Origin of the sequence: Paenibacillus algorifonticola, from assembly GCF_050481745.1 — a bacterium.
Taxonomy (GTDB): Bacteria; Bacillota; Bacilli; order Paenibacillales; family Paenibacillaceae; genus Pristimantibacillus; species Pristimantibacillus algorifonticola_A.
In genome coordinates this window covers 1-19,465 of the sequence record NZ_JBCNGR010000006.1, presented here as the reverse complement: position 1 = coordinate 19,465, position 19,465 = coordinate 1, and the positions used below count along the sequence as shown (strand labels likewise).

16 protein-coding genes are annotated in these 19,465 nt (G+C 45.9%); 2 read left to right on the top strand and 14 right to left on the bottom strand.

Going from position 1 to position 19,465, the window contains the following annotated elements; translation table 11 throughout:
- Positions 1 to 15: 15 nt before the first annotated feature.
- The 10 genes from ABEW34_RS03710 to ABEW34_RS03665 all read right to left on the bottom strand — a co-directional run bounded on the left by ABEW34_RS03710 (position 16) and on the right by ABEW34_RS03665 (position 13,789).
- Complete coding sequence (locus ABEW34_RS03710; protein WP_430154969.1) at positions 16 to 1,476, bottom strand: alpha-L-fucosidase; 1,461 nt, start codon at positions 1,474 to 1,476, stop codon at positions 16 to 18.
- Positions 1,477 to 1,487: 11 nt separating this feature from the next.
- Positions 1,488 to 2,546 carry a Gfo/Idh/MocA family protein gene (locus ABEW34_RS03705; RefSeq protein WP_430154967.1) on the bottom strand — a complete coding sequence of 353 codons (1,059 nt, stop codon included), beginning with the start codon at positions 2,544 to 2,546 and terminating at the stop codon, positions 1,488 to 1,490.
- Between the two features lie 56 nt (positions 2,547 to 2,602).
- Positions 2,603 to 3,469, bottom strand: coding sequence for a sugar phosphate isomerase/epimerase family protein (locus ABEW34_RS03700; protein WP_430154966.1), 867 nt, complete (start codon positions 3,467 to 3,469; stop codon positions 2,603 to 2,605).
- Between the two features lie 106 nt (positions 3,470 to 3,575).
- Positions 3,576 to 5,408, bottom strand: coding sequence for a glycoside hydrolase family 35 protein (locus ABEW34_RS03695; RefSeq protein WP_430154964.1), 1,833 nt, complete (start codon positions 5,406 to 5,408; stop codon positions 3,576 to 3,578).
- Positions 5,408 to 6,859 (bottom strand): alpha-L-fucosidase, encoded by a 1,452-nt coding sequence (locus ABEW34_RS03690; RefSeq protein WP_430154962.1) that lies wholly within the window; start codon positions 6,857 to 6,859, stop codon positions 5,408 to 5,410. Before ABEW34_RS03690 ends, ABEW34_RS03695 begins: the two co-directional genes overlap by 1 nt.
- Positions 6,856 to 7,890, bottom strand: coding sequence for an asparaginase (locus ABEW34_RS03685; protein WP_430154960.1), 1,035 nt, complete (start codon positions 7,888 to 7,890; stop codon positions 6,856 to 6,858). Before ABEW34_RS03685 ends, ABEW34_RS03690 begins: the two co-directional genes overlap by 4 nt.
- Before the next feature lie 33 nt (positions 7,891 to 7,923).
- Positions 7,924 to 8,649 carry a copper homeostasis protein CutC gene (locus ABEW34_RS03680; protein WP_430154959.1) on the bottom strand — a complete coding sequence of 242 codons (726 nt, stop codon included), beginning with the start codon at positions 8,647 to 8,649 and terminating at the stop codon, positions 7,924 to 7,926.
- A gap of 600 nt (positions 8,650 to 9,249) precedes the next feature.
- Positions 9,250 to 10,161, bottom strand: coding sequence for an Rpn family recombination-promoting nuclease/putative transposase (locus ABEW34_RS03675; protein WP_430154957.1), 912 nt, complete (start codon positions 10,159 to 10,161; stop codon positions 9,250 to 9,252).
- A gap of 109 nt (positions 10,162 to 10,270) precedes the next feature.
- Complete coding sequence (locus ABEW34_RS03670; RefSeq protein WP_430154956.1) at positions 10,271 to 12,310, bottom strand: stalk domain-containing protein; 2,040 nt, start codon at positions 12,308 to 12,310, stop codon at positions 10,271 to 10,273.
- Between the two features lie 234 nt (positions 12,311 to 12,544).
- The gene (locus tag ABEW34_RS03665; RefSeq protein WP_430154954.1) at positions 12,545 to 13,789 is read right to left on the bottom strand and encodes a macrolide family glycosyltransferase; all 1,245 of its coding nucleotides are present in this window, start codon (positions 13,787 to 13,789) and stop codon (positions 12,545 to 12,547) included.
- Between the two features lie 538 nt (positions 13,790 to 14,327).
- Between ABEW34_RS03665 and ABEW34_RS03660 the strand changes: the two genes are divergently transcribed.
- The gene (locus ABEW34_RS03660; protein WP_430154952.1) at positions 14,328 to 15,572 is read left to right on the top strand and encodes a hypothetical protein; all 1,245 of its coding nucleotides are present in this window, start codon (positions 14,328 to 14,330) and stop codon (positions 15,570 to 15,572) included.
- A gap of 124 nt (positions 15,573 to 15,696) precedes the next feature.
- On the opposite strand, the gene ABEW34_RS03655 is transcribed toward ABEW34_RS03660, so the two are convergent.
- Positions 15,697 to 15,909, bottom strand: a complete 213-nt coding sequence (locus tag ABEW34_RS03655) for a hypothetical protein (protein ID WP_430154950.1) — start codon at positions 15,907 to 15,909, stop codon at positions 15,697 to 15,699.
- A 144-nt stretch (positions 15,910 to 16,053) separates the two neighbouring features.
- Here ABEW34_RS03655 and ABEW34_RS03650 point away from each other — a divergent pair, with 144 nt between their 5' ends.
- Positions 16,054 to 16,704, top strand: coding sequence for a DNA-primase RepB domain-containing protein (locus ABEW34_RS03650; RefSeq protein WP_430154948.1), 651 nt, complete (start codon positions 16,054 to 16,056; stop codon positions 16,702 to 16,704).
- Between the two features lie 103 nt (positions 16,705 to 16,807).
- Here ABEW34_RS03650 and ABEW34_RS03645 read toward each other — a convergent pair whose 3' ends face one another.
- From ABEW34_RS03645 to ABEW34_RS03635, 3 genes are all read right to left on the bottom strand, one after another.
- On the bottom strand, positions 16,808 to 17,263 hold the full coding sequence (locus ABEW34_RS03645) for a VOC family protein (RefSeq protein ID WP_430154946.1): 456 nt from the start codon (positions 17,261 to 17,263) through the stop codon (positions 16,808 to 16,810).
- A 128-nt stretch (positions 17,264 to 17,391) separates the two neighbouring features.
- Positions 17,392 to 18,285: a helix-turn-helix domain-containing protein gene (locus tag ABEW34_RS03640; protein WP_430154944.1), complete on the bottom strand. Its 894-nt coding sequence runs from the start codon at positions 18,283 to 18,285 to the stop codon at positions 17,392 to 17,394.
- Positions 18,286 to 18,841: 556 nt separating this feature from the next.
- On the bottom strand, positions 18,842 to 19,465 hold a 624-nt coding region (locus ABEW34_RS03635), incomplete at its 5' end, for a cellulose binding domain-containing protein (protein ID WP_430154942.1).

Genomic DNA, 19,465 nt, shown 5'->3' with positions numbered 1-19,465 from the left:
TTCGAATGACGCTTATTAGGATGTTATTAATCGGAACGTTTGTGTGATGGGCGTCTGCTCTGTAATTAACGCTTGCGGCAGCTTTACAGCCAATCCGCCTTCCGTCCGGGTAAACGCAACATCCTCTTGATCATCCGCTCCAACAAGCTCAATTCGTTCCACATGGCCTGAGTATGGAATGACGAACTGCTGATCGACTTCCTCATTTTCATTTGCATATAGGCGGAAGGCATATGATACATTGTCCTTGCAGGTAAATGCCCAATCTCCTGTAAAATAAGGACCGCAAATCCGCGTTCCGTAGATGCCCTCGCCATGCACATTCAGCCAGGCTCCAAGCTCCTTGATGCTCTTAACCGCACCTGCCGGCAGGCGGCCATCTGGCTGCGGCCCTACGTTCAGCGCCAAATTCCCACCTTTGGCTACGACCTCCAGCAAAATATGGGCCAGCTGCCTGGCTGTCTTATATTTATCATCGAAGGCATAAGCAAAGGAGTTGCCAATCGTGATGCAGCTTTCCCATGGTATATTCATCGGCTGTTCTGGAATCGTCTGCTCCGGTGTTACAATGTTCTCATAAGGCCCGCCGACCGTACGATCGGCAGCCAGAAGCCAGGGCTGCGTCTTGCGTGCCCGCTCCACAACCTCGCCCAGACGGATATCCTGCCCCTTCCGGCCCTCCCGCACCCAGCCTGCATCAAGCCAGAGACACTCAATTCGGCCGTATTTCGTCAGCAGCTCCATAATCTGCTCATGCGTAAACTCTACAAACTTCTCCCAAAGCCAAGGATACTGCTCTGGATCATAAGAAGGCCCGCGCCACATATGATGACCGCGCTCCATGCCCGGCGCCCAGTAATAAGGCGTATGCCAGTCCGCTTTGGAAAAATAAGCCGAGATGCCCAGCCCTCTAGCGCGGAAGGCATCAAACAGCGTACGGCAAATATCGGCGTATTTATGCTTATGAAACGGCGTGTCCGCTCCCGTAATGCGATAATCCGTCGTATGCGTGTCCCACATGCAGAAGCCGTCATGATGCTTCGTCGTGAACAAAAAATATTTAAAGCCGTTGTCTGCGGCCAAATCCGCCCACACCTCGGGCTGAAAGCGAATCGGATTGAACGTTTTATTCAGATCGAAGTATTCGCGCTTGAAGTGCTCCATGTCGTCGGTCCAATCCACATCATGGCGGGACCAATCTCCGTCGTCATCGCTCAGTGCCCAGGATTCCACCAGCCCCAGCTGCGAATACGGCCCCCAGTGCATCATGAGGCCAAGCTTCTGGTCCTTGAACCATTCCAGTCGCTCATTCAGCAGCGGCTCCGCAGGCTTCACCCACTCTTCCTCTTTACTGAAATGATGTACGCCAGCTTCAACAACGTCCGATTCCTGCTCGTGCTCTTGTTCCAGTTCCAGTTCCAGTTTCAGTTTCAGTTCCTGATCCGGCAAAATATCCTTTGGTTCGCTCCCACTCATCGCCATCGCTCCTAAAATTGAATTTCGCGTCCTTGACGTGCCGACTCGTAGATCGCACAAAGAATCTTCATCACTTCAACGCCATCCTCTACCGGGCTCATCGTCTCCTTGCGGCCTAGTGCGCTGTCGATAAAATGGTTGATTTCATTGCTGAAGGAGCCCATGAAATCAAAGGATTTGAAATCCACCTGCGGCGTCATATTCAGGATCGTATCAAATTTTTCACCGATTATTGAAATTTCCGGCTCAAGCTCCGCGCCGCCCTTGTCTCCGTAAAGCTTGACGGAGATTTCGTCCTGCTTGGCATGCAGCGTGAAGCTGACGTCTACCAGCAGGCTGGCGCCATTTTCAAAACGAATCATCGCATTGGCCATATCCTCTACCGTATTTTCCTTCGCATCGTAGTCAGCTGCTTTATAGAACGACAGATTGCGGATGTTGGAACGGTTTCCTAAGCGGTTGGAAAGGTTGGCCGATACCGACTTGACCTTGGGCCTCCCCATCAAATACCAGCAAATATCAATAATATGCACACCCAGATCAATGACTGGGCCGCCACCGGAGCGCTCGATATCCGAGAACCAGCCGCCAGGGTTGCCAAGTCGTCTTAAGCAGGAGGCTTTCGCATAATAGATTTCGCCGAGCTCGCCTTCTTCAATGAATTTTTTCAGAATTTGGGCATTGTCGCTATAGCGCCGTACAAACCCTACCTGCAGGAGCTTGCCACTACGATGCACCGCCTTCTCCACTTCGAGCGCTTCCTCGACGGTTTGGCAGAGCGGCTTTTCGCACAATACGTTTTTACCCGCATCAAGGGCGGCAATGCTAATTTCGGCATGGGAATTATTCCATGTACAAATGCTGATCGAGTGGATTTCAGGCAGCGCCAGCAGCTCTTTGTAATCAGTAAACACTTTAGTCGCGTTATATTTTTTCGCCATTTCCTGCGCCCGGCCTTCGTTCAAGTCGCAGATGGCGTAGATTTCAACTTCTGGATTGCTGGCATACGCCTGCAAATGGCAATCGGATATAGAGCCCGCGCCGATAACGGCAACTTTTAATTTGGACATTTTCTTCCCTCCATGATCTGCTTATTAGTCTGTTCATTTGCTTATGCGTTAGATGGTTACGCTTCTTGCCAGAAGCGCCGTACGTTGTCCATGGCTATTTTGGAAGCGGTTCTGCAATCCTCCATGCCTTCAAATTCAACGGAAATATATCCGTCATAGCCGGACTGCTTCAGCACGCGGAACACTTCGAACATATCGATGTCCCCATGCCCCACAATCGCCCCCCGCAAATAATTGCCGTGCGCCGTCTGAAACCAGCCTGCTCCCGGATTGCGGTAGGAGGGTCTAAAATAAAAATCCTTGGCATGCACCATGGAGGCATAAGGAATGTTATTTTTCACGGCGCTAACTGGATCTTCATCTACACAAAGGAAATTGCCGATGTCCAGCGTCGTTTTGAAATTATCCCGCGCTGTTTCATGCAGCAAACGCCGGATTCGCTCGCTGGATTGCACATAATAGCCGTGATTTTCCACACTCGTTGTAATGCCGAAGTCTGCTGCGTAATCAGCAATCGTGCGGCATGCCTCTACTAGAAGGGGCAGATCCGCTTCAAACTGGGCGACCGTTCCCTCATGTGCGGGACGGAAAGCGACGTCATGGCGCATTTTGGTGACGCCAAGCGTTCTCGCTACATCGACATGCTGCTTGACGGCTTGAATTTCGCTCTCCAGCGCTTCAGGATTGTCATGCGCAACAAAATTGGCTCCTATGGCATAGTTGGAAATATCGATGCCCACTTCCTTGGCCGTCTGTACAATTTGATCAACCAGCTCCGGATTGTCGATTAGGCTGTATCCAATAGGAACGATTTCTACATGTTCCCCGCCTTGCCCCGCGATAAAGCGAATCGCATCCGGTACGGTCATTTCTTTTTTGTCCAAAGCCTGCTGAAGACTGTATGTGCTGAGTCCTACCTTCATCTCTTCCCTCATCCTCTCCCGCATGTTTGTATCCTCACACCAACGTATACCCTTTTCCCGGGTATTACACAATTCGCAATAATCGTCTACTATTCTATTTTCCAGTCTAGCCGCCCAAATCCGGGGTATCCACAAACGTTACGCCCCGACTGTCCGTTCCATGCAGCTCGAATATCACAATGACATTTTCACCCTGGCGTAAAAGCGGCGCGGGCACATACAGCGTTTGCTGCGGCCCCTTCTCCCAATATCGTCCCAGATTGAACCCGTTTATGAAGGCAACGCCCTTCGTCCAACCCTCCAGCCGCAGGAACGTATCCTGCACATCGTCCACGCGGAGAATGCCCCGGTAAAAAGCAGGGACTGACTGCTCAGCGTCAGTGCTGCTACTGGCATTAGAGCTGTTACTAGCGCTGTCACTATTGCTGAAATTAGTGCTAGTGAAGGCATTAGCGGTCGCAGCCTCGAATTGCAAAGGCGACAAATCATCAAGCGGCAGACAATGAATCGTCCAATCATATAAAAATTGAAAGCCAAAGCGGACGCCCTCCGTAATGCCCTTCGGGTCTCTGAGATATGGCCCATAATTGATCCGCCCCATATTTTCTACGAGAATTGCAATTTCCACGCCTTCTGCGGGCACTTCGAACGACACCGTCCGCTCCGGATTGCCGCGTTCCAGCACACCCGCAAGCGTTCCATCCACAAACACTAGCGCACGATCGCGTACCTCCTGCACGACAAGCTCCTGTTTCTCCCTCGGCCCCGATAGCGTTGTCTGGTATAAAATAAATCCATAATCCTGACCGAGCTTCTCCATCGGCTCGGGATTCGTTCGGCGAATCGGTACAGACAGCCGATCTAACTGCGAGAGCAATGCTGCCTGCTCCGTCATTTCCACTTGACCGTATGCCCTTCTGCCAATAGGCTCTGGCAGCTTGAGCTCTCCCAGCTTCATATAGCGGTCGATGACAGCCCGTACCGCATAATATTTATCTGTCAGGTCACCCGATTCACTTAAGAGCGAATCATAATCATAGCTCGTAATCGTCGGCTCATATTGATCCTTCTGCTGGCAGTTCGCCCCATTATAGAAACCGAAGTTCGTTCCGCCATGGAACATGTAGAAGTTGACCGAAGCCTTCTCCTCCAGCATTTCCTCGAATACGCTCGCCACATCGCCCGCATCTCTAGTATGGTGACGCTCTCCCCAATGATCGAACCAGCCAATCCAATATTCCATGCACATGAAGGGCTGATCTGCCTGATATTCACGCAACTTCGAAAAGGCCCCCTTCACGCCGGAGCCAAAATTCACAGTCGAAAGCTGTCCCGGCACCGATCCGCCTTGCAGCAAAGAGTCAGTCGGCCCATCAGAGGTGAACAGCAATACATCCATCCCGCGACGAACCATAGCTTGACGCAAATATTCCAAATAGCTGGCGTCGTTGCCATAGCTTCCGTATTCATTTTCAATTTGCAGCGCAATAATTGGCCCGCCGTTTGTACATAGGAGCGGTTGTAATTTGGGCAGCAGCACATCGTAATAAGCGTCTACCTGCTCCAGAAACTTCTCGTTATAGCAGCGAAGCTTAACCTCGTCATCCGCCAGCAGCCATGCAGGCAAACCGCCAAACTCCCATTCCGCGCAAATGTAGGGGCTTGCTCGCACAATGACGAGCAAACCCATCTCCCCTGCTGTCTGAATAAAACGCTGCAAATCCGCCATGCCATCAAAACGGAACTGCCCCGGCTTGGGCTCATGGAAATTCCACGGCACATAGGTTTCTACGGTATTGAAGCCGCAGGCTTTCAGCTTTTGCAGCCTGTCGCTCCAATATTCAGGGACGATTCTAAAATAATGCAGAGCTCCTGATAAAAGCTGTATCGGTTTTTCATCATAAAAAAACTGAGATTGCCTGCATTCAAAAATCGCCATTAAACAGCCTCCCCTTGCTTGCTCAAATGAACGCCCAGCCCAGACAAAGTTGGACACCATCTCGATTCTTGAATGGTAAGCCGGATTTTTCTCGCGGTTACCGGTTCGAAGCAGCAAATGCGCTTATAGCCAACAACCGTTCCTTCATATAAGAGCTTCCGCTCTTCCCCATCAAGGTATTCCACCTGGAAACGTTCTATTCGTTGTCCCGTCTTAATATGCTCCTTGAGCACAATTCGGTCAAAGCGCTGCTCTTCCTGCAAATCCAGCTCAATCCAAGCTTGCTCCGTCCCTTCGCGAGGACACCAGAACGCATCCACATCATCGTTCAACAGCTGCGATGCCGCGTGATTGTCATCCTTCGTTTCCGATGCTTGTATTTCCACCTGCTCCTGTGCCGCTAAATTATGCGCAAAGGTACCGCGCAAGGCGTTGCCAAGCTGCTGTAAACGCACTATATCATGCTCATGAACAAGACCGCGCTTATCCGGCGGAAGATTCAGCAGGAAAGTCGCGTTGCCGCCAACTGAGCCATTATAAATGCCCAGAAGCTCTTCCAGCGATTTCACCTGATCATCCTCAGCTTCATGGTAAAACCAGCCGGGACGAATCGATGTATTCACTTCCGCAGGGTACCAGATTAATTCGTCGTACTGCTTGACAATCTCTCTGCTGCCTAGATCACTTTCCTGCGAATTAATTCGGGTTGCAAACTTGCGATCATCCGCTTGCTGCGATTGCTCTTGAATTTTTTCATTATCCTGCAAATGGGCCGGGACGACGCTCCATTCCGAAGCCCTTGTATGCCCTGCTTCATTGCCGCACCAGCGCACATCGGGGCCGCAGACAGAAATAACAGCATTGGGCTGCAGCTCGCGAATGATCGCATAGTAGCCGTCCCAATCATACACCTGCCTTTTGCCATTGGGCCCTTCCCCGCATGCACCGTCAAACCACACGCAAAATATATCTCCATAATTCGTCAACAGCTCTCTAAGCTGATTTTTGAAAAATTCATTATAACGCTCCGAATCTCCATAGGAGGCTTCATGCCGGTCCCATGGCGACAAATAGACACCGAACTGAATTCCGCCCTTTCGGCACGCTTCAGCTACTTCCCGCACCAAATCGCCGGAGCCCTTTTTCCAAGCACTTGCCGCTACCGTATGATCCGTATATTTGCTAGGCCATAAGCAGAAACCGTCGTGATGCTTGCAGGTTAAAATGAGCCCCTTCATCCCAGCGGCTTTGCAAGCCTCTACCCATTGATCAGCACTAAGCTCCGTCGGGTCAAAAATAGCCGGGTCCTCATTGCCAAGGCCCCATTCCTGATCCGTAAAGGTGTTTACCGTAAAATGAATAAACGCATAAAACTCCAGTGACTGCCATTTAAGCTGTCGTTCTGATGGCGACACGCTTGCCGCCGCTTTGACCCATTGCGCTTGGCTCATTGGGACCGCCTACCCTTCTCGACTCGATTCAGTTGAAATACCGCTTTATTGGTGCCTACTAGAAGGCCGCTGTCGTTTTTAAGCTCCCGCGACGCAAGCTGGTACATTAAGTCAATTGTAACGCGATTGCTATAATTTATCTGCTCCAAAATGGATGCAATAATCAGCGCCCATTCCTCCTCAGAGCCATCCAGCACCTTCAAAGCGAATGCCACTCGTTCCTTGCGAAGCGCAAACCCATAGATGCCTTTGGCACCGCCCTTCGCCACGATATTGCTATCCTTTAACAGATTGGAGCATATGAACCAGGGGGCCGAAACCATATTATGATTTTCGTTCATCAGCCTTCCTACTTGCCATGCCGCCTCTCGCGTTCGCTGATCCTCCAGCAAATCCGGGCAAGCAAGCTTTAGGAACATGGCCGCTATTTGCCGCAGAGGCAGCGCAAACACCGGGAAGCCGCAGCCATCCGTGCCCAGTTGGATTTCTTCTGCCTTCGCCCCTGAGAATTGAGCGATTGTCTGTAAGATTTCTCTCTGCGCTGGGTGCTCCGGGTCCGCATATCCCTCTAGCGGATATCCCTTAGCTTGGCATAACGCGAGCACGCCTAAATGCTTGCCTGAGCAATTGTGATACAGACGACGCGGCGGCTGACTATGAAGCAGGAGCGCATCGCGGGCCTGCATGCTTAAAGGATACGTTTCGGAGCAAATCAGACAACGTTCCTCTATTCCTATTTTGGAAAGCATCGCTTCCAGCGCTTCTACCTGATAAGGCTCAGCGCGGTGCGAGGCTGTCATCAGTGTTTTTTCTGGATCCGTCAAGCTGTAAGTATCAGGAACGCCATGAACAAAGGCTGGAATCGCCTGAAAAGGCTTGGCCGCAGAGCGCATATAGGACACCCATTCCGGGTCGCCCACACGATAAATGACCTCGCCCTGATCATCAATTCCACAAATGTGGCCGTGATGAATATTTTCAAGCGTGCCGCCTCTATATTCCTCTACCAAATGTGGTGCCATAATCTGCATAACCGGATCACCTCTTGTTCTATGATTAGGGGATTAAAAGTTGAAAAGCTCTTTCGCTGCGTTTACAAGGTGCTGCTTTGCTTTTGCTACTAAACTAGAGTCAACAGGCGAGTGAAAGCTGCCCTCGCGACGCACCCCTGAGCCAAAATGCAATTCCGTAACGCCTGTATGAAGGACGAAAGGATGGATTTTATCTATGATCAACCCTGCTCCGGCCATTACTGCAACGTTGCGTTCCCCACCTCGTTTGGATAGTTCCTTTAATTCGTTCGCTGCCTCTAGGGCAGTGCTCTTGCCACCCGATGTGAGTACCCGTTCAATCTGGGAAAAAGCGCTTATGGCTTCTAACGTTTGGGTCAGGCTAGCACTCTCATCAATCGCCCGGTGAAAAGTAACGCCTAACCGTTGAGCATCAGTCAAGCACTCCTGCAGCAGCGCTAGATCCGCTTCGCCTGTATCTGTCAAAGCACCTATAACGATGCCGGATGCTCCCAGCTCGCGAGCTATATGAATATCTTTTTTCATTGCCTTCCTGTCGTCCTCGTTGTAGCAGAACGATCGGCTATGCGGCCGAATCATAACGTACACGGGAATCGAAACGCTAGAAACTACTTGCTCGATAATACCGAAGCTAGGCGTGAGCCCGCCTTCCGACATCGCGCAAACCAGCTCGATGCGATCCGCACCACCCGCTTCTGCCGCTCTCGCATCGGACTCATCCACTGCAATTACTTCTAACAAAGGCCGCCTACTTGTCATAAAAACACCGCCTTTCTTTTTCTACGGTTACCTTGCTCACTCTAGTAGCTCTGGTCAATATCTATCCAAAGCCAGCTTCCAAAAAGCGATTCGATCCCTTTTCCACGTATAAGTGACATATAATTCATCGCCCGATGACACGATTGCCGGATAAGAATATTCTCCAGGCTCATCCTCCAGCACTAGCTCATTGCCCCATGACAGGCATGGCTGCTCTGAAACGGCTGCCCTTCTTGGAAAATATATTGCTTGATCGCTTCGATTCTCATGACTTCACGCATCCTCCTTCTGTAAAATAAGACTTGATATCATTATTCAGTTTTTGCTATTCTTGTTATTTTTGTTATGTAATATATCAATATCGTTATGTACCATCAGTCTAATAGGTTAGGTAGTAAACGTCAATTAGAAGTCTTTAATTGTGTGCGGTACCTGAGTTAAGTTCATGGGAAGGCCTTTTTCTTATCCCCCATTTTTTATAGGTATAGGCAAATACAAATAGTGCGCACCCAAAAGGATGCGCACTCGAACTTCATTTTTCATGTTGAATGAGGCTCAAAATTTCAAAATAGAAAAACAGCCTTCAAGAACAGTCTTTATTTACTTTTTCAGATTGGCTATTTCCTGCTCCGTTAAACCCGTAGCTTTGGATATTGTGGCTATATCTAAATTAAGGCTTAACATATTCTCCGCTACTTCTCTTATACCTGTCTTCATGCCTTCCTGTAGACCTGCCTCCTTACCCGCCTTCATACCTTCCTTCATACCTTCCTTCATACCTTCCTCCATACCCGCTTTCATACCTGCTTGCATCGCACTTTCCAACATGGATGCTTCATCATGCAGATACTTCTGCCTGGCATCATACAACCGTCTGGCGTCTGAATCTTGGCTCAAATATTGCAGTGTATCCATCGCCTTCTCTAAGCTCGGCTCATTCATTCTCAGTACCTCCCATTGTGATGTATTAGCCCCTTTCAAAAACAGCAGCCAGTTGATCAACCCACCCTCTGATGGAACGATACGTTCATCCAGCTTAGGCAGCTCCAAGAAATGAACCTCGATATCATCAATTAAGGATATTCCTGTCTTATCTTCACGCAAATGAAACACATTATGATATTGATCGTTCTTCAAGAACGAATAGTTTAAAATGTTGATTGTCACGCATTTCTTAAGCTCCGGATATTTGTCACCCTCACTAAGTTGGCTCGCATACCGTTTGCTCCAGTAAAAAAGCGTTCGTTTCTCTATATCATACTTATTGAAAAGCTGCATCTCAATATCAATCAGTTTGCCTTCCGCAGTCTTCGCATAAACATCAAAAATGGACTGTTTATCGAGTGGATCGTCTTTATCCGTATACGGATTCATAAGAATAATCTCAGTCAGCGGAGTTTCTCCAGCTTCAATAAAAATACTGTTTAGAAAGGCTAACAGCACATCTTTATTATTTTCGCTTCCAAATATCCGTTTGAATACAAAATCCACACGCGGGTCCAACAAATCCATCGACATCAGCTCCATTCGTTATTATTATATCATTTTTCCGTTTATTTGAACCTCGTAAAAAGGTGCCGCAGTTAGGCATTAACTAGCAAGCCAACATTTGAAATAATACTTATTTGTTCAGCAGCAAAGTACTAGCATCATCGATATCGTACAGCTTGCCCTTATTACTATTCACAAGCTGAATAATTTGCTTATAGGCTGATCCGCTTTTTGGAGCGATTGCATCGAGCACAACCTTATTCGTTTTCAGCTCGGCAATTACCTGTTTAAGCGTGAAGCCAGATTTTGCTGGCGCGGTGCCTTTATCGTGAACGGAGGCATCCGTTATAAAGATGATTCTTTTGGCGTTCGTTCTGCCCGATAGCTTGTTCATTGCCATATGAATAGCATCGAGTCCCGACTCAGGCTCGTCCCCTCCTCCGGCAGCTTTTAATTGATCTAAATTAGTCTTTAACTCGTTTTTATTGTTGGTAAAAGAATAAAATTCCAGATTTTTGTTTTGATCAACATAATTAATATCCCGATAAGCAACAATTGCAAAATTGGAGCCGGCTGGGACGGAATCCACAAAACTTTTAACCGTTTCTTTTATATAATCGATGACCCCTCCCATACTGCCTGTAACGTCTATGACAAAAACAATATCCGTAGGAGCGGTAATGCCTTTCGATATTTTTGTTAAAATAGGCGAAGAACTAGTCGCGTCAGATTCCGCCTCCTTCTCACTTTCCACAGTTGTAGAGATGGTCGGCTCACTCTGAAATACAACAACTGAATTAGCTGCCACGTTCCACTCTACCAATCCGCCTAGTGCCTCGCTAACGAATCGAACTGGAACCATTGTGGTTCCATTGATTAATTGAGGTGCTGCGCTCAAAGTTATGGCCACACCGTTCACATAGGCAATGTTGGAGCCAATCGTTAATACGATGGTTTTTCCTTCTTTCGTTGCCGTCACAGTTTGAGTGGTGCTGTCCCATTCCACTTTTGCCCCCAGCGATTCAAAAATGGACCTGAACGGAACGAGTACATTCCCATTTGTATTCACTGGAGCTTGCGCATAAGCTTGCATATATCCTGAAATAAACACTTTAATATGTTTAACCTCATTGTTAATCGGAACGAATATAGGTAGAGAAGCTGCCAATCCACCTGATTGATTAATGGTTTTCAAATAAACATAATATCCGCCTGAAGGCAGTCCAATCTTCTTCAGTGAATAAGTTGAAGTGCTGCCCGCTTTAACCCTGATCCGCTTAACGACCTCCCCACTTGCATTCTTAATCATTAGATAGGAAGTGTAGGCCGGCTGTTTAGCCTGAATGGTTATTTTAACCGTAAGCGTATAATTCTTGTTCAGCGTAATAGAGCCAGGATAGCTTTCGCCTCCAAGCAGTTGAAATTCCGGTTCAGCCTCTGTACCTGTAGATCCAGCACCTCCCGAGACTGGACTCTCTCCTGTTTCTCCAGATGGAGGACTCACCGTCGTCCCGCCAGATATCGGCTCCTCTATCGTCCCACCAGGGGACGTTTGGGTACCCGTAATTGAAGTTTTAGGAATATAAAAATATATTTCCTCTTCCGCTAAAGGCGCCCGGCGTTTTTCTAGTAGGGTGATAGTATAATTCTCATGATTAAAAGTAAACTCCGAGTTAGGAACCTGCCTTCCACCTATTCTTAAAATGACTTTTTTACTCGAATTTATCATATATTTTGTAGTTAGTTTAAAAACCTTTGTTGAACCATCCCCATAGGAAAGAGCATTTCCGATATAAGACCCGCCCGAAATCCCTTCTCCCCATTCAAAGGTGGGAATGATTAAGTATTTTATTGAAAGCTCCGCTCCCGGATCAGGCGCTTTGTTAATGGTTATCGCATAGTTATTATAATCAATCGTATATTCCTCAGGTTCAATTTCTCTAGCATTAATAAACAGACGTAGCTTGGTATTACTGGCCGTAATTATATTGGGAGTCTCGAATTTAAACACGCGATTTTGCCCGTCTCCATCTTCCAGGATATTAACGAGATAATCGTTTTGCCGATACTCAAGCGGGTTATAGGCACTCGCGGTTCCTGTCCAAGACTCTAGCCCCTCGGCAAACATAATAAAAACCATGAACAACAGAATCATTTTTTTAATTTTCATACTCTCTCACTCCGTTTTCGTAAGACATGGTGGGTTCATAATCTGCAGCATATTCCTTTGAGTGGAAATGGTAGCCGATACTCACTTTACCATATATAACGGAGTGTTTATAGTAAAATATCCCTGAATTGTAGTAGTCATTTGGATTTTACCTAAGGGCCCTCCTAAATTACCATCAACATCCATTAAAACGCAAAAAAGAGCACCTGATACCGTGCTCTTTTAATAGCTTTTTTATTCAAGCGAAGAGCTGGCCGTAGTCGATAACCGCCGATTGCCCAAAAAGCTCCCAATGGCAGCAGCAGCCTGCTTATACCCGCCAGCCTCGCGCAGCGTTTCGCCAATTACGCCAGCCTGCTCCCCATAGGAGGCATTGCCGAGTACCTCTAATACAGCGTTCCTCAGCACCTCGGGCGTGAGATTGTTCTTATCCACGATTACTCCCGCTCCCAGCTCCTTCACGCGGCTTGCCACACGAGGCTGATCCGAGGTTAACGGGAGCATAATCAATGGCACATTATAATACAAGGCTTCGCTCGTACTGTTCATGCCCGCATGTGTCAGAAAAGCATCTACACGCTGCAGCACTTCCAGTTGGGGAACATAGGGCCTTATGATGAAATTGTCAGGAATGAGATCTGCCACTGGCTCTAAATCGGTATCTTTCCCCGAAGACAATATAAACTGTACAGGCAAATCATGAAAAGCGGTAAAGCAGAGCTTATAAAAATCAAGGTCTTTATTTAAAATCGTTCCCATCGAAATGTAAACCGTCTGTTTATACGGAGCATGAAGCGGCTCATAGGCAAAGGCTGGCGCATCCTTGCGCGTTATAATAGAGGGGCCGGTGAACACAAAGCTGTCACCCAGCGTGTCACCCATTGGTTGAAAATAACGGCTGGTATAGACAATCTTCAATTGACCTGGATGTCCGGCAAGTTCATCTAAGGAAGGGGCAGCCACATTAAACTGGGCAGCTAATTGCTGCGACAATTCCATGATGCCGTTATAAAGCTCCTTGACCTCCTCATCGTCATCCTCCAGTTTATTGTTCGATCCAAGAGGCTCAACAAAAACAAAGGTAGTTGTCGAGCATACCGTTGGTATACCCAGCTTTTTACCTAAAACTTGTCCTCCCCAGCCTATTAAGGAGTCAAAAATGATATAATCATAGGTTTCATTTTCAGTCAGCTTCAGAACATCCGGAATAAATCGCTGAATAATATGTTTTAAAATCATATATATAAATTGATAGGGATGCTTGATTTCAAACGGCTTCATATCAGGGTTATTCATCAGGGTTGACTCGTTGAACGAGTAAGCTCTAAATTGCACACCGATCTGTTCAATCTTCGTCCGGTATTTCTCCGTACAACAATAGACGACTTCATCGCCGTTCTCTACCAGCTCCTTGATCAATCCCAATGAGGGATTGATATGCCCTTCTGCAGGCATCATTACAACTAAAACACGTGCCAAGTATTCCACCTCCAATAAAATTTCAATCAACTAATTATGGGGACATTCTATCCAAATCTTTTAGACTATATGGGATAAGCGGCGTATTGAAGCTTTCGCTTCTATGGATATTTTATACATTAATACCATTTTTGTAAATAGTATGTCGTTTTTTGTTTTTATAAAAGGAAGAGACGCAGCGAAAGTATGCAGGCTATTTGCTTAAAATAAAAAACTCTACAACCTCAAGGAGGCTGTAGAGTTTCTAATAGTGGAGACAGGAGCAATTAAGTCCATAATGTCCACCGTTATTTTACAATCACTGGCTGGTCACGGTACCTAAACATCCCTTTTGTAAAAGGTTACGCTGTAAGCTGCCGTGTCGCTATGCAAGACGGGCCATAGGGAGTGGCCACCGTTTGCGTTAGGGCCAGAACCGCCATTTATTCATGGTCAGATTGATGAACGGAATGTTTGTGACAAGACATCATATCCCAGACCATGTGATATAATCACCATAGCTAATACATTACATACGATTTAGGAGGATTCTACTTTAATGAGAAAGTTTTCTTTACGTATTCAATTATTTTCTTTGATGGCGATTTTGACAACATTTTTATCGCATTCTGTATCTGCTGCTGACTTTACAGAGCTTCCCGAGCCACGATGGACCATAACGGTTCCAGATCACACATCAACAAATATTTTAGATAGAAATTATTACTTTCTAGGCAAAAAATATTTCCCTATCATTTCTGAGCATAATGGTTCCCGTACTGGATATATGTTTCAGTATTACAGCCCAGGCGGAAAAAGCAAATCTACTTACAGGATGATGGCTTTTGACGATACGACGGGAAAGCAAAAATGGATACGCAACTCGCCTCACGTGTACAATGCATTCGATATAGACCGTAACGGGAACTTATATTATGTAGAACAGGTAAAAATTGAAAAGAAAAATGTCAGAAAGCTAGTCGCGCTTGATTCAAACAATAAGCAGCGATGGTCCAAGACCCTTGCTTATAGTTTTAATTGGTACGTGCTTGATGATGGACGCATTGCCACTATTGATACGATTCAAAATAAAAGCCATTTAGTTCTTTATTCAACGGAAGGCAAACAGCTTCTTGATAGAGAATACGATGGTGTTATACGCCACATCCAAGGAAATTATGTCGGTTCCGTTAACTATGTAGGGGCTGCAACAATTCTAGATATCTATTCTATTTCGGCTAACAAAAAAATCACGACTGCCAAATACCCGCAGGATTATTTTAGCTATATACATGCTGATTTCGATGTTCTCAGTGGTGGAACGATACTTGTTCCGGCATTAGACGCAAAGACCGGAATTGAAACCTTATACGGTTATTCCCCTGACGGGACAAAGAAATGGAGCCGTATCATGCCGACACCTGAGCCTGATCGTAAAGATAGACTGTTCATGTCCACAGGCAATTACTATCTCGTTCAGGATAAAAACACACTTACCGTATTCGATACAAACAATAAGCTTGTCGCAACGAGAACCTTTGATGACTTGCCTGACCAATACACGTTGCAGCTGCTAGGGAACCAGAGCATCGCCTTCGGCGGTGTCGAGTCCAAAGGTTCTTGGTTTGATTTTGAAAAGCCATCAAAAGCAGCCTTCTACGTATTGGATTCTCGCACACTCAAAACGCAAACCTCATTAATTCTGGAACAAGCTCGGTTTGCCGAGAGAAACATTCGATTCTTGAATGCAACTACCTTTTATCTGGATATGGGTACGAGTCTTGCAAAGTATGAGTTGAAATAAAAATATTGAATTAAAAACTAATAGCATATCTACTCGCCGATCAGTATCGATATTTATAGCTACACGCAGCAGAGGGAACTTAAGGCACTATTTTCCGCCCTAAGCTCCCTCTTTTTTTCTACTTTTATTTATTGTCTTCAACCAGCAAGTTCACGATGAGATCCAACTGTTGTTCCACTGAAATCGGATCACTAAGAAGAAATTGATTGAAATCAATATTGTAGATCCTTCCCGCTTTCCCTGCTGGGAAATTTTGAATAAGCTTCTCCACCTTTTTCAGTTCTTCCTCTGCTCCTTCATTCACAGCCAGAAATAATCGATCGCCTTTCAATGTCACCCTAGCACACGCCCTGATTTTATTATTAACCTATCTAATGTTGAAAAATGGGTACTCTCCCTTACACTTGTGTCCTCTTGTCAGAATATGATTGGTTAGAAAAGAACCGAAGATGCAGCGCATGCTTTAAAGGAGAATGGTTTAATGACACAGCGATTAAATTCAATGAGATATTCTGGAAATTTGCGAAGGTTCTCTGGTCATGCACGCCATTTTATTACGAAACTAGGCTGCAAGCAGAACGAACAACTGCATTTTATTTTAGTCCATGACGATAAGAACAAAAATAAGAGATACCGTCCTGCTTTCAACCACCCAGCAATGACACTTCATAAACGTCTAAGTTTACTTGAAAGGCGCACTCCTCAATTCACACTCTTTACCAAGAGGAATAAACGCATACATGTTTTCAGTCAAAATAAAAAGGGCCAATACCATCTGCTAGCCCTGCGAACAAAGCAGAGAGTCACAAAATTGAAGAACGCATTCATAAAAAAATTCCAGGTTCAAATTAAGGATACGATGATCATCGAAACTAAAAACGGATATCACATCTATTGGGTTGTTCAAGGCGGAGCGATAAGCAAATTCGTTCCGATTCAAAAAGCTTTAGCCAAAAAATTCAACTCTGATCCCCTCATAACCAATTTATCAAGAGTCATGCGTATACCCGGCTTTTACCATATGAAAAATCCTAGAAGCCCCTTTATCGTAAAAGTTAGACAACTGGGTAGGAACAAACCTTTTTCCCAAGAGGAAATTATTCAGTCTCTAGCATTAAAGCCCTTTAATTAACTTATATCAATTGAGCTTAGAAAAGCTGTTCGCATGTCCAAAATAGTAAAACCCCCGACCTTTTGCGGTCGGGGGTTTTATGGTGGAGGTTACTCTAATCTTATTAACCTATCACCTGAGCCAATTCGAATATATTCCCCCACGGATCGTTGAAAAAGGCGAGGCGGCGCTGGATGGGCTCCAAGTTAAAGGGCTCCCCGATGAGGTTAACTCCTTTTGATTCCAAATATGCAATCGCTTCATCCACGTCGTTCACGCTCATGCAGAGATGATGGTAACCGGCTTTATACATGCTGCTGTTAATATCTTGGTAAATAGGAGCATCATTTACCTCTCCGTCTCCAATAATCTCAAAGTAAAAGGAGTCGTCATAAGGCGGAGCAACATAAGCAAGTTGCAGGTCTCCAAACGGCCATTCTTGTATGACACGGAAGCCTAGCTTCTCCACGTACCAGCTCTTTGCAGCCTCGTAGTCTGGCACTCGGATGGCGATATGATGACCTTTCAATGACGCAATAGGGGTGGCAGCAGAATCCTGCCAAAGGTTAGAATCAGGCATGGTTTTTCCTCCTTGGATGTAATAGGACTAGTCATCTGGTTGACATGTATAAATGTACCAGATGAATGCACACTATACTTTGTTCGGAGGTCCAAATCCGTTGTTCATTTGGCTCAGAGTTCAAATCATCAGAGCTTTGGCGGCTGTTTGAGTGCAGAAGGCGGGATTCCGAATCTCAGCTTAAACACTTTGGAGAAGTGTGAGACGTTCTCAAAACCCGTTGAGAAGCAAATTTCAGTTACGGATAAGGAGGAATGGACTAGCATTTCTTGCGCTTTATCCAGTCGACGATTTCGTATCCACTGGAGCGGAGAAGTATTATAGATCGCTCTAAAATCACGTTTGAAGGAGGATAGGCTTCGACCAGATAAGTAGGCGAGATCCTGCAAGGTTACGGGATTTGTGATATTCGCATCAACGACGTCCTTGATGCTTTTTCGTTCTTGGCGCTTAATCCGGGCAAGCTCAGATAGAAAAATGTCATTTCTATCGGCTATGCCAAATAATAATTCTAATAACTTCACCTTAACCAACCCATCTTTAATCCGTTCTGGTTCATTAAAATACGGCTTTAATGATTCCAGATAGCTGAAAAGTCTATCATCAATCGCATGTACAGATACCGGAGCCGATGTCCTCGCGGCCAAAGTAGGATTATAATCTGCTAGTTTCATAAACTCGTTTATTATGTCGTCTTTTAAGAAAAACATCATATAATTGAGTACATAATCGAAGTTCGGTTCCCCGCTTTTTTCATATTGAAACGCAATGGATTTATGAATGAGTACCATTTCGTGTTTGTTTACCGTATGCACCTCAGTTCCAAATCGCACGGTATATATCCCTTCAATTACGATTAAGAGCATATGGTCTTCTAGAAACAACGTACCAGTAGCTTCCTCTGTACGTGTACAAGATTCTATCGCAGACAGTCCATTCATTCTCAATATTCTTTGTTGATGGGTTGGTGTTTGGATTAGGTTTCGGGGTATTTTTGTCAATTTACTCAAGGGTACAACCAATGGACATGACTCCTTAGGAACTATTATGAAAACAATGACATACTGCTGACTAAAGCTGTGTAATAATCTGGTGACAGTATGGTTAGAAGCGTTTATCTTACCATGCAACTTCTTTTTGATAAAGGCTTACATCAATTCTAAAAATAAAGCTTTGCCAAGTACATAAAAAACCTCTTATCTCTCCAGCATTTGCTTAAAACTATTTAGACATTTATTTATCCCTTTGATTCTAATTGTAAATACTAATGCTCTTCAACACATGCCTGCAGAAATCCTTCATCAGCTAATAAACAATAAAGTCCCCCAAAGACCCTCAAATTCCAAATTATTGATACAATTATTAGAAAGTGCAGGAAATAAGACGCGCTCAGCTAAAAGAGACGTTCCAAAAGTCATGAACATGACTTTGAAACGTCCCTGCTTGGTGATGATGGTCTGCATACGTCCATACTTCGAGTTCACGGCCTGGATACATTCCTATGACCTGCACAGCATTTTACTCGTCTTTATCTCTTACCGAATCAGCAATCAACTCTGGAGTTTCTTTTTCTGTCTTTTAAGGCTCAATTCCCCAGATTAGGTTGCCGCCTTTATAAAGGGTCACCTTGTTCCAGTCCTGATAGGATGTTTTGGTCGGATCGTAGGAATAATCATTCGTTTCGTCAAAGTTGGTCCAGTCCGTTTTGTACATGCGGAGCTGGATATCCCCGGATTGTCCACCTGCCTGGATCGCGCCGGCTCCGGAAGTGAAGCTGAGCTCTACATACGTATCGGTGAACGTACGCAGAATGTTGGTACCGCCAATCTGAGCCCAGTCAATGGCTGAGTCCATAGCTGCGTTGCCTTCCTTCGAGAAGTAATAACGTATTTTCAGATCACTCAGATCTACAGCCGTGTTGCCGATGTTTTTGATATTGAAATACGGCTTGATCTGGTTGTCTGTCGCATTGCTATCTCCCGCACGATATTGCAAGACCAGATCGCCGGATGGAACAACCACACTTTGCGGAGTTGCGGAAGCAGCAGCAGAATTGACTCCTTCCCCCGCAGCGTTCACAGCACTCACAACATAGTGATAGGTCGTGCCGTTGGTCAGACCTGTATTCGTGTAAGCTGTGCCACTCACATTGGCAGCAACCGTAGTGAATGGACCAGACACGCTCAGCGCGCGTTTCACGTT

Bases quoted from the DNA above. Each gene is read 5' to 3' on its own strand.
- ABEW34_RS03710 (WP_430154969.1), bottom strand. From the start codon at position 1,476: ATGAGTGGGAGCGAACCAAAGGATATTTTGCCGGATCAGGAACTGAAA.
- ABEW34_RS03685 (WP_430154960.1), bottom strand. From the start codon at position 7,890: ATGCAGATTATGGCACCACATTTGGTAGAGGAATATAGAGGCGGCACG.
- ABEW34_RS03670 (WP_430154956.1), bottom strand. From the start codon at position 12,310: ATGAAAATTAAAAAAATGATTCTGTTGTTCATGGTTTTTATTATGTTT.
- ABEW34_RS03660 (WP_430154952.1), top strand. From the start codon at position 14,328: ATGAGAAAGTTTTCTTTACGTATTCAATTATTTTCTTTGATGGCGATT.
- ABEW34_RS03695 (WP_430154964.1), bottom strand. From the start codon at position 5,408: ATGGCGATTTTTGAATGCAGGCAATCTCAGTTTTTTTATGATGAAAAA.
- ABEW34_RS03690 (WP_430154962.1), bottom strand. From the start codon at position 6,859: ATGAGCCAAGCGCAATGGGTCAAAGCGGCGGCAAGCGTGTCGCCATCA.
- ABEW34_RS03645 (WP_430154946.1), bottom strand. From the start codon at position 17,263: ATGCCTGATTCTAACCTTTGGCAGGATTCTGCTGCCACCCCTATTGCG.
- ABEW34_RS03650 (WP_430154948.1), top strand. From the start codon at position 16,054: ATGACACAGCGATTAAATTCAATGAGATATTCTGGAAATTTGCGAAGG.
- ABEW34_RS03705 (WP_430154967.1), bottom strand. From the start codon at position 2,546: ATGTCCAAATTAAAAGTTGCCGTTATCGGCGCGGGCTCTATATCCGAT.
- ABEW34_RS03675 (WP_430154957.1), bottom strand. From the start codon at position 10,161: ATGGATTTGTTGGACCCGCGTGTGGATTTTGTATTCAAACGGATATTT.
- ABEW34_RS03700 (WP_430154966.1), bottom strand. From the start codon at position 3,469: ATGAAGGTAGGACTCAGCACATACAGTCTTCAGCAGGCTTTGGACAAA.
- ABEW34_RS03680 (WP_430154959.1), bottom strand. From the start codon at position 8,649: ATGACAAGTAGGCGGCCTTTGTTAGAAGTAATTGCAGTGGATGAGTCC.